Raw genomic sequence first — 13,604 nt, forward strand, 5'->3', positions numbered from 1 at the left:
CTCCGGCCGGCCGTCTCAGTTGCTCCCCGGCGTTTCAGGCCTCCGGCCTGCTCGGGCGCGACGGTTGCGGGCTTTTATACGCCGGCCGGAGCACCCACCCACCTCCGCGCACCTCCACCCCGCCGTACCGCGTGCGGGCCGTAGTCGCTCACTCTCCGGCCGCCCAGCCTGCTCTCCGGCGCTGAAGCCCTCGTGACGGGACCGCTCAGGGCTGATCGCCGTAGCTGACGCGTGTCTCGCGCACCACTTCAGGGGCGATGCCGTAAGAAACCACTACGGGGCCGATGCCGTAAGAAACCACTGCGGGGCCGATGCCGTAAGAAACCACTTCAGGGGCGATGCCGTAAGAAACCACTACGGGGCCGATGCCGTAAGGACCGGCAAGGCGTCAGCGAGGAGAACTCGACCGGCCGTTCCTTCATCAGGTGCGGGTGGCATGGTCGACGTCACCAACAGGTGTAAGACACCGACCGGTTCGGTTTCCGGGCCGGGTCATTCGTCCAGGCCGGGGTCGCCGAGCCTGCGGCCCAGGTCGTCGACACCGAAGTCACCGCCCCTGTCTCCTCGGTCTCCCCTGCTGCCTCCGCCGCCATCGCCGCCGAGGTCCTCACCCCTGCCTGGCCCGGGACCGTCCGTTCCTCTGCCGGTGTCCTCGGGGGCCGAGGTCCGGTCGGGGCCTGGAGTCTGCTGATCGGGGGTGGCGCTCTGGTCGGGGCCGGGGGTGGCCGCCTCGTCGGGGCCGGGCGTGGTCGTGTCCTGACCGCCGGTCTGGTCGTCACCGTGCTGGTCGCCCGAGCTGTAGTCGTACGGGGCGTAGCCGTAGTTGGACGGCTCCTTGAACTCCTTGACCGGCTTGCCCTCCATCGCCTCGGTCATGAAGGCCCGCCAGATCTGCGCGGGGTAGGAACCGCCGTACAGGGCACTGCCGTTCACCGTCACCGGCTTGTTGTCGTCACGGAACATGTCGACCGCCACGGCCAGTTGCGGGGTGAACCCGGCGAACCACACGGCGGCCGACTCGTCGGTGGTGCCCGTCTTGCCCGCCACGGGACGGTCGTAGAGGCGGGCGGCGGAGCCGGTGCCCCCCTCCACGACCTGGGTGAGGGCGTAGGTGGCGTCGACGGCGGCCTGCTCGCCGAAGGCACGCTTGCCCTTGGTCGAGCTCTTGACGACGTTGCCCTCGGCGTCGGTGACCGAACGGATCACGTGGGCTTCGCGGTGGACGCCCTCGGCGGCGAAGGCGGCGTAGCCCGAGGCGTTCTGCACGGCGCTCACCGAGGCCACGCCGAGTGGGAGCGTGGCGGCGCCCCGGTGCGGGTCGAGCTGCTTGCGGGGGATTCCGACACTTTCCGCGACCTTGACGACCTTGCTCAGGCCGACCTTCTGGCCGAGGTCGACGAACGCGGTGTTCACCGAGCTCTGGGTGGCCTTGACGAGGTTCACTTCGCCGTAGGAGTAGCCGCCCGAGTTGGGGATGTCGGCGGAGGCGATCCTGAGCGGGGAGTTGCCGTCGACCCTGGTGTCGAGGCCGAAGCCGTTGTCCAGGGCCGCGGCCAGCGTGTACGTCTTGAACGTCGATCCGGCCTGCACCTTGGCCGAGAAGGAGTTGTCGAACTTGTTGGCGGCGTAGCTGCGTCCGCCGTAGAAGGCCACGACCTCACCGGTGGCGGGGTCGACGGCGGCGAGCCCGGTGCGGACCTTCTTGGGGGTGTCGTCCGGCAGGATCGAGGTGACGGCACGCTCGGCGGCGGCCATCAGGTTCTTGTCGAAGGTCGAGACGATCTTCAGCCCGCCCTGGTTGATGACCTCGTCGGTGTAGCCCCTGTTTTTCAGCTCGGCCGTCACCTGGTCGAGCATGTAGCCCTCCTGCCCCTTGGGCGCGAAGATCGCCTTGGGCTTGCGGAGGGTGGGGAAGGTCAGCGCGGCGGCCTCCTCCGAGGTGACGGCCCCGGTGGCCACCATCCCGTCGACCACCGACCTCCAGCGGTCCCTCGCCGCGTGCAGGTCGGGGCCCCGCGGGTCGGCGAACCTGGAGGGCTGCTGGATCACCGCGGCGAGGTAGGCGCCCTCGGCGACGCTCAGCTTGCTCACGTCCTTGCCGAAGTAGGCGTCGGCCGCCGCCTGGACCCCGTCGGCGCCCCGGCCGAAGTAGATCGTGTTGAGATACTGCTCCAGCACCCAGTCCTTCGACTTCGACTGGTCCACCTTCAAGGAGATCATGACCTCCTTGAGTTTCCTGATTATGGAACGTTCCTGACTGAGACCGCTGTAGTAGTTGCGGACCATCTGCTGGGTGATCGTGGAGCCACCCTGGAGCTGCCGGCCGCTGATCGTGGACCACATGGCGCGGAAGGTGCCGGAGAGGGAGACGCCCTGGTCTTCGTAGAAGGAGCGGTTCTCCGCGGCGATGACCGCGTTCCGCAGGCTCTGCGGCACCTTGTCGAGGGTCACGCTCTTGCGGTTGACGCCCTGTCTGGCCAGCACGGTCTTGCCGTCACGGTAGTAGATCACCGACCCCTGCGCGGTGGCCCTTGGCTGCGTGCTGTCAGGGATGGGAGTGATCGCCCACACCACCCCGAGCAGGCCGATCGCCGAGATGATACCGACACCGAAGACGATGAGTGTGATTCTCAGGAGTTTCCTCCTGCGACTGCTCGTCCCGCCCTTTGACACGCGTGACCCCCCGATAGGACCCGCCGCTGACCCCCGACGGTTGCGGACCGTTAAGGGTAAACGATGGATAACGGTGTCTGGCCCCTGCTTGGCATGGTACGGCTAGCCCTTCCCCTTGCGCGGGACATCGGCCACCAAAGGCAGAACACGGTATGGCACAGGGGTGTCCAAGGCGATCACCGACGAGGTTCTGACCACGCCCCGGACGTCAACGATCAGGTCAATTACCCGCTGCAGGTCGGCATTGCTGCGTGCCACCACCCGGCAGTGCATGTCGTCACCGCCGGTGATCGTGTGCACCTCCAGCACCTCGGGAATGGCGGCGAGCTGATCGGCGACCGGATCGTACCCGCTGACCTGGCGGATCTGCAGGGTGACGAACGCCATCACGTCGTAGCCGAGCGCGGCGGGGTCGACGTCGGGGCCGAACCCGGTGACCACCCCCCGGGCGGCGAGCCGGTCGAGGCGTGCCTGCACGGTCCCCCTCGCCACACCGAGCCGCCGTGAGCACTCCAGCACCCCCAGCCGGGGCTCCGCCGCCAGCAGGGCGATGAGCCGGGCGTCGAGCTGGTCGATCGTCATGATGTACAGATGCTCCGCGATGGACGGCGAGTAGGTGTGCATATTGTCTGGTCTTCGAAGACAGTGTTGCACAAACAGCCCAACAAAACAGACAGTATTCGCATGAGCGACAACTTTCCTGTGAACGGTATGGACTGCGTGGTCTTCGCGGTAGGCAACGCCAAGCAGGCCGCCCACTACTACTCCACCGCGTTCGGCATGCGGCTCGTGGCCTATCGAGGCCCGGAGAACGGCAGCCGCGACGAGGTGGCGTACGTCCTCACCTCGGGCTCCGCCAGGTTCGAGTTCCGGGGGGCGGTGCGGCCCGGAACCGGGGTCGCCCGCCACGTCGCCGAGCACGGCGACGGCGTGATCGACCTCGCCATCGAGGTCCCCGACGTGGAGGCCGCCTATGCCCACGCGATCGCCCAGGGCGCGCGAGGGCTCGTGGAGCCGCACGTCATGGAGGACGACCAGGGCAAGGTGGTGACGGCCGCGATCGCCACGTACGGCGAGACCCGGCACACCCTGGTCGACAGGTCCAACTACAGCGGCCCGTACCTGCCCGGCTACGTCGCGGCGAAGCCCCTGGTGGCGGCCCCCGACGTGCGCAACGGCCGCCTGTTCCAGGCCGTCGACCACTGCGTCGGCAACGTGGAACTCGGCAGGATGGACGAGTGGGTGGAGTTCTACCGGCGGGTCATGGGCTTCACCAACATGGCGGAGTTCATCGGCGACGACATCGCCACCGAGTACTCGGCACTGATGTCCAAGGTGGTCGCGGACGGCACCCGCAAGGTGAAGTTCCCGCTCAACGAGCCGGCGATCTCCAAGAAGAAGTCACAGATCGACGAGTACCTGGAGTTCTACGGAGGCCCCGGCGTGCAGCACATCGCGCTCGCCACCAACGACATCCTGAGCACCGTCGACCACATGCGCGAGGCCGGTGTGAGCTTCCTGGACACCCCCGCCTCCTACTACGACGACCCGGAGCTGCGCGCCCGCATCGGTGAGGTCCGCGCGCCGATCGAGGAGTTGAAGAAGCGCGGCATCCTGGTCGACAGGGACGAGGACGGCTACCTGCTGCAGATCTTCACCAAGCCGGTGCAGGACCGGCCGACGGTGTTCTTCGAGCTGATCGAGCGGCACGGCTCACTCGGCTTCGGCAAGGGCAACTTCAAGGCGCTCTTCGAGGCGATCGAGCGCGAGCAGGACCTGCGAGGGAACCTGTAACCGGCTTCCTCCCCACGTCCGAGGGCGAGGTCTCCGCGCCGAAAGGAAGACGATAACCGTCCTTGGCTTTGCGATGGCGACCCTGAGGTGATCATCCTTGGATGGGATCAGTACCGCCACCGCCGGATGACCGGGGATCGGACCCGTGGTCCGATCCCGAGCCGCTCAGGCCGGGCCACGAGGGCTCGAACCCCGGCCAGGGGCCCGGCTTCGGTCCCGGCCATGGCCGGGAACACGGGCGGGGGTTCGACCCCGTCTTCGGCTACACGGCCGAGGGGTATCCGCCCGGTGATTTTCCCCCGTCGGACGCCATGAGGCTGGGAGGCCGCTGGCGCCGCCTCTTCGCGGGAATCCTCGACCTTCTCATCGTCGGGCTCATCTCCTCGCCCTTCACCTACCGGACCGTCAACACCGTCACGGGCGCCGCGAGCGGGCTGTCGGTGCAGGTACCCTACGCGGAGACCTTCCTGGTCACGGTGATCGGCTTCCTGTACTACTGGCTGCTGACCGCCTACTGGAACGGGCAGACGCTCGGCAAGAAGATCTTTCGGCTGCGCGTGACGGACACCGAAGGGCGGAGGGCCGGTGTCGGACAGGTCGCGCTGCGCGAACTGGTCTCCTGGCTGATGTACTCCACCTGCTGCCTGGGCTGGATAGATGTGGCTTTCATCCTTTTCCACCCACGCAAGCAGGCCGTGCACGACCTCGCCGCCAGGACGCTTGTCATAGACGCCTGATCGACGCAGGTCGGTCGCGTAGTGTGCCATTCCACGGGGCTCGGCCGTCCGGCCGGGAAAGGGGCTTTAACGCATGGCGTCCAAACGGCTGGCCGCGGCGACCGCCGCTCTTCTCAGCACGCTCGCGACCGTTGGCACGGTCGCCTGCTCGGCGTCGAACGGGGAGAGCGTCCCGCCGACGGGCTCCGTGAAGCCGGTCGCCTCCGACGTCGTCGCCGGTGGCGGTGGTGGCGGTGAGGCCGCGCCCGGCGCCGCGGGGATCGGCGACCCCGACTTCCCCACCGACGGCAACGGCGGCTACGACGTCGGCCACTACGGGCTCAAGCTGAGCTATGACCCGCCCTCCAAGCACCTGTCGGGAGTGACCAGGATCGAGGCGCGGGCCACCCAGAACCTGGCGAGCTTCAACCTCGACCTCTCCGGCTTCACCGTGAGCCGGGTCACCGTGGACGGCAAGCCCGCGAGTTTCGACAGGGCGGGGACCGAGCTCAGCGTCACCCCGGCCGCGTTCATCCCGAACGCCGCCGCGTTCACCGTCGAGGTCGCGTACGCCGGTGAGCCCAAACCGGTCAGGGGTTCCTCCAACCTGGGCACGTACGGCTTCATCCCGACCAAGGACGGCGCGTTCGTCACCTGCCAGCCCAACGGCGCCAAGACCTGGTTCCCCGGCAACGACCACCCCTCGGACAAGGCGAGTTACGACTTCGAGATCACCGTTCCCGCCGGGCTGACCGCGCTGGCCAACGGCGAGCTCGTCGGCACGCCGAAGAGCGCCGGGGGCAGGACGACCTTCCAGTGGCGGGAGAGCCACCCGATGGCGAGCTACCTCGCCACCGTGACGCTGGGCAGGTTCGAGATGCTCCAGGGCACGACCCCCGGGGGTGTGAAGAACCTGGCGGCCGTCGATCCGAGGTTCCGCGGTTCGCTGAAGAAGCTGTACGACGTGTCGGGCAGGGTCACCGACTACTGGAGCACGGTCTTCGGCCCCTACCCCTTCTCCTCCACCGGAGGCGTGGTCGACGACTTCCCCGCCGGTTACGCGCTGGAGAACCAGACCAAGCCCATGTACGGCGGGTTCGACCCCGACGACGCCATCATCGCCCACGAGCTCGCCCACCAGTGGTTCGGCGACAGCCTCAGCATCACGCGCTGGAAGGACCTGTGGCTCAACGAGGGCTTCGCGACCTACGCCGAGTGGCTCTGGTCGGAGCACGAGGGCGAGGCCACCGCCGAGCAGCTCTTCCGCAGGCACTACGGCGCCGGGGCCGAAGATCCCATCTGGGGCTACACCCCGGGCCAGGCCAAGCCCGACGACCTGTTCAACGACTCCGTCTACACCCGGGGCGGCATGACGCTCCACGCTCTCAGGCAGCGGATCGGCGACCCGGCGTTCTTCAAGCTCCTCAAGGAGTGGAACGCCACCCACAGGTACGGAAACGTCACGACCCCGGAGTTCGTCGCGATGGCCGAGAAGATCTCCGGCAAGAAGCTCGACGCCCTCTTCGACGCCTGGCTGTTCACCGCGAGGAAGCCCACCACCTGGTAGGAAGGCCGTCCTGGTCAGGGCGGTCGTCCTGGCCGGGAAGGTCGCCCGTCCACTGCCGCGCCCTCACGTGACGATGATCTTGTATCCCTCGACGCGCAGGGAGCCCAGCACCTCCTCGGAGTGCACCGGCCCCTTGGTCTCCATCTGGAGCTGGACCTCGACCTCCCCCAGGTGCATGCCCAGCCGCCCGTGCACGATGTCGAGCACGTTCGCGCCGAGTTCCGCCAGCCGCGACAGCAGCGCCGCCAGCGCGCCTGGCCGGTCGGAGAGCCGGACCCGCAGGGTGAGATAGCGCCCGGCGGCGGCCAGGCCGTGCCTGAGGACCTTCGCCATCAGCAGCGGGTCGATGTTGCCCCCGGAGAGCACGGCCACCACCGGCGGCTCGAAGACGTGCGGGTGGGCCAGGATCGCGGCCACCCCGGCCACGCCCGCGGGCTCGACGACCTGTTTGGCGCGTTCGAGGCAGAGCACCAGCGCCTGGGAGATCTGGCTCTCGGTGACGGTGACGACGCTGTCGACCAGATAGTGGATCAGTTCGAAGGGCAGCTCGCCCGGACGGCCCACCGCGATGCCGTCGGCCATCGTCGAGGCGGGCCTGACCTCCACCGGATGCCCGGCGGCCAGCGACGCCGGGTAGGCGGCGGCCCTCTCCGCCTGGACCCCGACGATCCGCACGCCCGGCCGCAGCGACTTGACCGCGAGCGCCACCCCGGCCGCCAGACCGCCCCCGCCCAGCGACATCACGATCGTGCCGACCTCGGGCAGCTGCTCCACGATCTCCAGCCCGATCGTGCCCTGCCCGGCGATCACGTCGGGATGGTCGAACGGGTGGATGAACACGGCGCCGGTCCGTGTCGCGTGCTCCCGCGCCCGTTCCAGCGCGACGTCCACGGTCTCGCCCGCGAAGAGCACCTCGGCGCCGTACGACCGGGTCGCGGCCACCTTGGGCAGCGGCGCCCCCAGGGGCATGTAGACCGTCGCCCCGGCGCCGACCAGCCCCGCCCCGAGCGCGACCCCCTGCGCGTGGTTGCCCGCGCTGGCCGCGACCACCCCCCGACGCCGCTCCTGCTCGGTCAGCCCGGCGATCCTGACGTACGCCCCCCGGATCTTGAACGACCCGGAACGCTGCAGGTGCTCGCACTTGAGATGGACGGGCCCGCCGATGATCTCGGAGAGCACGTGGGAATGGAGCAGAGGGGTACGCAGAGCGACGTCGGCCAGCAGCTCACGCGCGGCGACCACGTCGTCGTAGGTCACCTGGGTGCCTGACATGCGGATCATCGTACGACGAGCGCACCCGCAGTCCGGACGGCGCGGTGGTCGCGGGAACCGGAGGTCCGGCACTCTCAAACTCATCGCCGACTTCGGGCGACGAACAGCTCAAGGTCGGCTGAGGTCAGGAGCCGCCGGCCGGTTGGTGGGAGGAGAAGACCAGGACCGAGGCGGTGAAGCCGTGGACGTGGTTGTGGCCGCCCACCGGGCCCACCTCTCCCGCGGCGAAGAACCCGGCCACCCCGATGGGACCCAGGGTGTCGCGGACGGCGACGGCGTCGTGGTCGGCGCTGCCGAACATGGCCGAGCCCCGGCCGTTGCAGGAGAACAGCAGCGCGCCGTCCACCCGGCCGAACTCCGCGCGGTGCGCGTCCAGCAACTCGTACAGGTCCTCGTCGGCGGTGGCGGCGTCGCGGACCTGGAAGCGGACGGTGCGGCCGATCTCGACGACGTCGCCGATCGCCACGGCCTCCCGCTCGGGGTCGATGCCGAGCACGCCCCGGATCAGGAAGTCGCCGCGCTCGTGCTTCTCGGCGTACTCGTCCATCGCGACGCCGATCTGCAGGCCCGAGGCGACCAGGTCGCGGTCGTCCTCGTCCAGGGCACTGACGATCTCCTCCAGCCGCGCCAGGGCGGGCTGCCCGGCGAGTTCGAGCAGGAGGTTGTCCTCGACGGAGGTGACCGTCATCGTCGGGCCGATCGGGCGGCAGCCCTGGCTGACCACGGTGCTGACGTTGAGGGCGCCGCTGAGCAGCACCCCGACGGCTCCCTCGGTGTGGATCTCCCCGTCGGCGAACAGCCGGACCGCGCCGCGGCCCTGGATCGCGTTGGCCAGGCCGCCGATCAGGGGAAGGTTCCCCATGACCTCCTCGGAGCGCTCGACGAAGCCGTCGGTGGGGAAGCTGTAGGGATCGGCGAGCAGGATGGCCGCGTGATCGTCGGGGGCGCGGTCGGGCAGACCCACCACCACGAAGCGGTCGTCGGCCCTCAGCGTGTCGAGCGCGAAGGTCGTCAGCCGGGCCCCGCCCAGGGAGGCGGCCCAGGCGCTCACCGCGGGGGTGACCTCGACCCCCTGCCCGTCGCCGATGACCCCGGTGGCGCTGCATCCGAGGACGGCGGCGCCGGGGGCCATGCTCATCGCGCGCAGCCCCGCGCGGGAGACGTCGTCGGGATCGTCGCCGCAGATGAAGAAACAGAGCAGGTCGGCCGGTCCGGACAAGCCGGACAGGGCTTGGCGTACCGCCGCCTCGGCCGCGGAGACCAGATCGGCCCCCACCGCGAGGCCGTCGGCGAAGCGGCTCGTCATCAACGCCACTTGTCTCGCCTCTCCCTCTTGTCCCTCGTCGTGTGGCTCGCCGGAGAGTGTCCGGATCTCGTCCGAAGCCCGTCCTGAAGCCCTGAAGCCTGCCATGAATCGTTGTGAACCGACGTTAGCCGAGAGCGTGAGGCCCGTCAGTGCCGTGCGACCGCGAATGCCGAAGACCCCACGTGGCGGCCCCTTCCGGGGTGCCCCGGCTCCCCGGCGGGGGAACCGGTCGATACCTTGTCTTGGAGCGATTCTCCCCACTGGGGAGACAAGCACTCACGTTGTCCCTCACGCAATCGTCAAGATCCGAAAGAGGGATGAGAGTGCCGGATCGGGCGTTGTGGACGTAGGCTCGGTCCCGTGCCTCAAATCCCAGAGCCACGTACTCTGCGCGAGCTGCGCGCGAGCGGCCATATTCACCGTACGGTAAAGGCCGAGATCCGTGAGAATCTCCTGACCCGCCTGCGGGCAGGAGAGCCGCGGTTCCCCGGCATCGTGGGCTTCGACGACACCGTCCTGCCATACCTGGAGCGAGCGCTGCTCGCCGGGCACGACCTGGTCCTGCTCGGTGAGCGAGGGCAGGGCAAGACCCGGCTGATCCGCACCGTGACCGGGCTCCTCGACGAATGGACCCCCGCCGTCGAGGGCTGCGAGATCAACGACCATCCCTACGAACCCTCGTGCGTCCGTTGCCGCCGCCTGGCCGACGAGATGGGCGAGGAGCTGCCGATCTCCTGGAAGCACCGGGACGAGCGGTACGGCGAGAAGCTCGCCACCCCCGACACCTCCGTCGGCGACCTGATCGGCGACATCGACCCGATCAAGATCGCCGAAGGGCGTACGCTCGGCGACCCGGAGACCGTCCACTACGGCCTGGTCCCCAGGAGCAACCGCGGGGTGTTCTCCGTCAACGAGCTGCCCGACCTGGCGGAGCGCATCCAGGTCTCGCTGCTCAACGTGCTGGAGGAGCGCGACATCCAGGTGAGGGGCTACAACCTGCGCCTGCCCCTGGACATCCTGCTGATCGCGAGCGCCAACCCCGAGGACTACACCAACCGCGGCCGGATCATCACCCCGCTGAAGGACCGCTTCGGCGCCGAGATCCGCACCCACTACCCGCTGTCGATCGAGACCGAGCTGGTCCTGATCCGCCAGGAGGCCGCGCTCGACCAGGTGGGCGCCGACCTGCCCGACCACCTGATCGAGGTGATCGCCCGCTTCACCCGGCTGGTCCGCGAGTCCACCGCGGTGGACGCCCGTTCCGGGGTCTCGGCCCGCTTCTCCATCGCGGCCGCCGAGACCGCGGCCGCCTCCGCCGTACGGCGTGCGGCGCTGACCGGCGAGGATCACGCGGTGGCGAGGGTCGCCGACCTGCCGGGGATCGTGCACACGCTGCGCGGCAAGGTGGAGTTCGAGGTCAGCGAGGAGGGCCGGGAGACCGAGGTGCTCGCGCACCTGCTGCGCAGGGCGGTGGCCGAGACGTTCCGCGGCACGCTCGGCGGCAGCGACCTGAACCCGCTGCTGGAGAAGTTCTCCGAGGGCGTCCAGGTCGAGTCGGGCGTGGCGGTACCCGCGGGCGAGCTGCTGCGCAGGGTCGGCCCCGTTCCGGGCCTGGCAAAGATCATGTCCCAGCTCGGCATCGGCGACGAGTCCCCCGGGCACGCCGCCGCCGCGCTGGAATTCGCCATGGAGGGCCTCTACCTCCTGCGTCGGCTGTCCAAGGACGAGGTGGACGGCACGACGGTCTACCGCACCTGAGGTGTCCGCATGAGCTATCGCTATGGCGAATACCGGGACGGGCCCGACCCGCTCGCCCCGCCGTACGACGTCCGTTCCGCGCTGGACCGGATGGGTGACGCGATCCTGTCCGGCTCCAACCCGTCCCACGCCCTGCGCGACCTGCTCAAGGAGGGCCTGCCGGGCGCGCAGGATCGTCGTGGCCTTGAGGAGCTTCTCCGCGAGGTGCGAAGGCGGCGCCGTGAGCTGCGCGAGCGCGGCCGTATCGACGGCACGCTGGAGCGGGCCAGGGCGCTGCTGGACAAGGCGATCGGCCAGGAGCGGGCCGAACTGTTCCCCGACCCCTCCGACGAGGCCCGGCTGCGCGAGGCGGAGCTGGCCGCTCTTCCCGACGACACGGCGAGCGCGATCCGGGAGCTGGGCGCCTACCGGTGGCGCTCGGCCGCCGCCGGGCAGACCTTCGAGGAACTGCGCGACCTGCTGCGCAGGGAGGTGCTCGACAGCCAGTTCCGCGGCATGCGGCAGTCTCTGGCCAACCCCGACCCGGCCGCCATGGAGCGGGTCAGGGAGATGATGTCCGATCTGAACGACATGCTCGACCGGGATGCCCGGGGTGAGCACACCCAGGCCGACTTCGAGCAGTTCATGTCGAAATATGGGGACATGTTCCCGGAGTCGCCCCGGAACCTGGAGGAGTTGGTCGACACCCTGGCCCGGCGGGCGGCGGCCACCCAGCGCCTGCTCGCCTCCCTCACCCCGGCCCAACGCGAGGAGCTCGACCACCTGATCGAGCAGACCCTCCAGCAGGCCGGGCTGGACGAGCAGATGCGCCGCCTGGGCGAGTCCCTCCACGCCCGTCGTCCCGACCTGGCCTGGAACACCCCCGAGCGGCTGAGCGGCGACGAGCCGATGGGGATGTCCGACGCCGTGAGCGCGCTGGACGAGCTCGCCGACCTGACCCAGTTGGAGGCCGCGCTCCGCCAGGACTACCCCGGCGCCCGCCTGGACGACATCGACGAGGCGGCGATCCGGCGCGCCCTGGGCCGCTCCGCCGTCGACGACCTGGAGGCGCTCAGGCAGGTCGAGCGCGAGCTGGAGCAGCAGGGCTACCTCCTGCGCCGGCGCGGCAAGCTGGAGCTCACCCCCAAGGCCGTACGACGCCTGGGAGAGACCGCGCTGCGCCGTGTCTTCTCCTCCCTGGAGAGCGGGCGCCGCGGCGACCACGACCAGGTGGACGCGGGCTCTGCCGGTGAGCTCACCGGGTCATCACGGCCCTGGCGGTTCGGCGACGAGCAGCCGATCGACGTGGTCCGTACCGTGATCAACGGGGTCCGGCGCGGCGGGGGCGGCGCGGTGACCCTGTCGGTCGACGACTTCGAGGTCGCCGAGACCGAGCGGCGCACGGCGGCCGCGGTGTGCCTGCTGGTCGACCTGTCCTACTCGATGGCGCTGCGCGGCACCTGGGCCGCCGCCAAGCAGACGGCGATGGCGCTGCAGGCGCTGGTGGCCTCGAAGTTCCCCCAGGACTCGGTGCAGATCATCGGCTTCTCCAACTACGCCAGGGTGCTGCAGCCCGACGAACTGGCGGGGCTGGAGTGGGACATGGTCCAGGGAACGAACCTGCACCACGCCCTGCTGATCGCCGGACGCCACCTGGACCGCCACCCCGACTTCGAGCCGGTCGTGCTCGTGGTCACCGACGGCGAACCCACCGCCCACCTGCGGCGCAACGGCTCGGCGGCCTTTGAGTGGCCACCGACCCAGGAGACGCTGGAGCTGACCCTCGCGGAGGTCGACAAGATGACCCGGCGCAGGGCGACGCTCAACGTCTTCATGCTCGCCGACGACGAGCGCCTGAAGGAGTTCGTGAACGAGGTCGGACGACGCAACGGCGGCCGGGTCTTCTCCCCCGGCGCCGACCGCCTGGGCGAGTACGTCGTCAGCGACTTCCTGCGGGCCCGCCGCACCCGCTGAGACGGGCCCGGGGTGATTGGACTCCCGGCCCGAGGCGGACCAGGCGTTGACGTGTTCCTGCGGGCCCGCCGCACTCGCCGAGGCGGGCCCGGGTCGACGTGGGCTCGCGGCCCGAGGCGGGCTCAGGCGTTGGCGTAGGCGGCGTATCCGTCGAGCGCCAGATCGAAGCCGTCGCGATAGTGGCGGTAGGAGCGGTAGCAGGGCCGCCATGCCGTGCTGTTGCCGACGCCCGCGCGGGCGTCGGCGATCGCGGAGGGGACCCGCTCAGGGGAGGGCAGGAGACCTCCGCCGAGATAGCGGGCGTCGGCGAGGACCGTGGGGGTGGCGGGGTCGCCGCTCGCGTAGCGGCCACGGCGCCAGCCGCTCTCCTCGTCCCAGACCAGCGCGTCGCCGCCGGTCAGGCGAATGGTGACGGTGCGCGGGTCGCAGGGACCCTGCCACCAGCTCTCGACCGCCTCGCCCAGCGCCTCGACGACGAGGCCGGCATAGCGGGACGGCTGGTCGCGCCACTCCTCGGTATACGGCTCAACATGTTTGACACCCACGGCGGGCACTCCCTTGTGCC

Annotated in this window: 11 protein-coding genes; 5 read left to right on the forward strand and 6 right to left on the reverse strand. The window is 69.8% G+C overall.

Going from position 1 to position 13,604, the window contains the following annotated elements:
* Window positions 1-205 precede the first annotated feature (205 nt).
* The 3 genes from ABT352_RS38405 to ABT352_RS38415 form a co-directional block, all read right to left on the reverse strand.
* On the reverse strand, window positions 206-355 hold the full coding sequence (locus ABT352_RS38405) for a hypothetical protein (protein ID WP_350949974.1): 150 nt from the start codon (window positions 353-355) through the stop codon (window positions 206-208).
* A 137-nt stretch (window positions 356-492) separates the two neighbouring features.
* Window positions 493-2,673, reverse strand: a complete 2,181-nt coding sequence (locus ABT352_RS38410; protein ID WP_350949975.1) for a transglycosylase domain-containing protein — start codon at window positions 2,671-2,673, stop codon at window positions 493-495.
* Window positions 2,674-2,775: 102 nt separating this feature from the next.
* Window positions 2,776-3,255, reverse strand: a complete 480-nt coding sequence (locus tag ABT352_RS38415; RefSeq protein WP_350950016.1) for an Lrp/AsnC family transcriptional regulator — start codon at window positions 3,253-3,255, stop codon at window positions 2,776-2,778.
* Between the two features lie 102 nt (window positions 3,256-3,357).
* Here ABT352_RS38415 and hppD point away from each other — a divergent pair, with 102 nt between their 5' ends.
* From hppD to ABT352_RS38430, 3 genes are all read left to right on the forward strand, one after another.
* Window positions 3,358-4,467 (forward strand): 4-hydroxyphenylpyruvate dioxygenase, encoded by a 1,110-nt coding sequence (hppD, locus tag ABT352_RS38420; protein WP_350949976.1) that lies wholly within the window; start codon window positions 3,358-3,360, stop codon window positions 4,465-4,467.
* Between the two features lie 101 nt (window positions 4,468-4,568).
* A complete protein-coding gene (locus tag ABT352_RS38425) occupies window positions 4,569-5,204 on the forward strand; it encodes an RDD family protein (protein WP_350949977.1) in 636 nt (211 codons plus the stop codon).
* 73 nt (window positions 5,205-5,277) lie between these two features.
* Entirely contained in the window at window positions 5,278-6,750 is a 1,473-nt protein-coding gene (locus ABT352_RS38430) for a M1 family metallopeptidase (RefSeq protein WP_350949978.1), read from the forward strand.
* A gap of 63 nt (window positions 6,751-6,813) precedes the next feature.
* Here ABT352_RS38430 and ilvA read toward each other — a convergent pair whose 3' ends face one another.
* On the reverse strand, window positions 6,814-8,022 hold the full coding sequence (gene ilvA / locus ABT352_RS38435; protein ID WP_350949979.1) for a threonine ammonia-lyase: 1,209 nt from the start codon (window positions 8,020-8,022) through the stop codon (window positions 6,814-6,816).
* Window positions 8,023-8,146: 124 nt separating this feature from the next.
* Window positions 8,147-9,328, reverse strand: coding sequence for an FIST signal transduction protein (locus tag ABT352_RS38440; protein WP_350950017.1), 1,182 nt, complete (start codon window positions 9,326-9,328; stop codon window positions 8,147-8,149).
* A gap of 360 nt (window positions 9,329-9,688) precedes the next feature.
* Here ABT352_RS38440 and ABT352_RS38445 point away from each other — a divergent pair, with 360 nt between their 5' ends.
* Window positions 9,689-11,086 carry a sigma 54-interacting transcriptional regulator gene (locus ABT352_RS38445; RefSeq protein WP_350949980.1) on the forward strand — a complete coding sequence of 466 codons (1,398 nt, stop codon included), beginning with the start codon at window positions 9,689-9,691 and terminating at the stop codon, window positions 11,084-11,086.
* A gap of 9 nt (window positions 11,087-11,095) precedes the next feature.
* Window positions 11,096-13,039, forward strand: coding sequence for a vWA domain-containing protein (locus ABT352_RS38450; protein ID WP_350949981.1), 1,944 nt, complete (start codon window positions 11,096-11,098; stop codon window positions 13,037-13,039).
* Between the two features lie 122 nt (window positions 13,040-13,161).
* Here the strand turns inward: ABT352_RS38450 and ABT352_RS38455 are convergent, their stop codons facing one another.
* A complete protein-coding gene (locus ABT352_RS38455; protein WP_350949982.1) occupies window positions 13,162-13,584 on the reverse strand; it encodes a DUF6292 family protein in 423 nt (140 codons plus the stop codon).
* Window positions 13,585-13,604 lie beyond the last annotated feature (20 nt).

Source organism: Streptosporangium sp. NPDC000563, from assembly GCF_040299985.1.
In the GTDB taxonomy this organism is placed as follows: Bacteria; Actinomycetota; Actinomycetes; order Streptosporangiales; family Streptosporangiaceae; genus Streptosporangium.

What these genes read in the sequence shown, in the direction of transcription:
- ABT352_RS38415 (WP_350950016.1), bottom strand. Translation starts at nt 3,255, where the DNA reads ATGACGATCGACCAGCTCGACGCCCGGCTCATCGCCCTGCTGGCGGCG.
- hppD (WP_350949976.1), top strand. Translation starts at nt 3,358, where the DNA reads ATGAGCGACAACTTTCCTGTGAACGGTATGGACTGCGTGGTCTTCGCG.
- ABT352_RS38425 (WP_350949977.1), top strand. Translation starts at nt 4,569, where the DNA reads ATGGGATCAGTACCGCCACCGCCGGATGACCGGGGATCGGACCCGTGG.
- ABT352_RS38430 (WP_350949978.1), top strand. Translation starts at nt 5,278, where the DNA reads ATGGCGTCCAAACGGCTGGCCGCGGCGACCGCCGCTCTTCTCAGCACG.
- ilvA (WP_350949979.1), bottom strand. Translation starts at nt 8,022, where the DNA reads ATGTCAGGCACCCAGGTGACCTACGACGACGTGGTCGCCGCGCGTGAG.
- ABT352_RS38440 (WP_350950017.1), bottom strand. Translation starts at nt 9,328, where the DNA reads ATGACGAGCCGCTTCGCCGACGGCCTCGCGGTGGGGGCCGATCTGGTC.
- ABT352_RS38450 (WP_350949981.1), top strand. Translation starts at nt 11,096, where the DNA reads ATGAGCTATCGCTATGGCGAATACCGGGACGGGCCCGACCCGCTCGCC.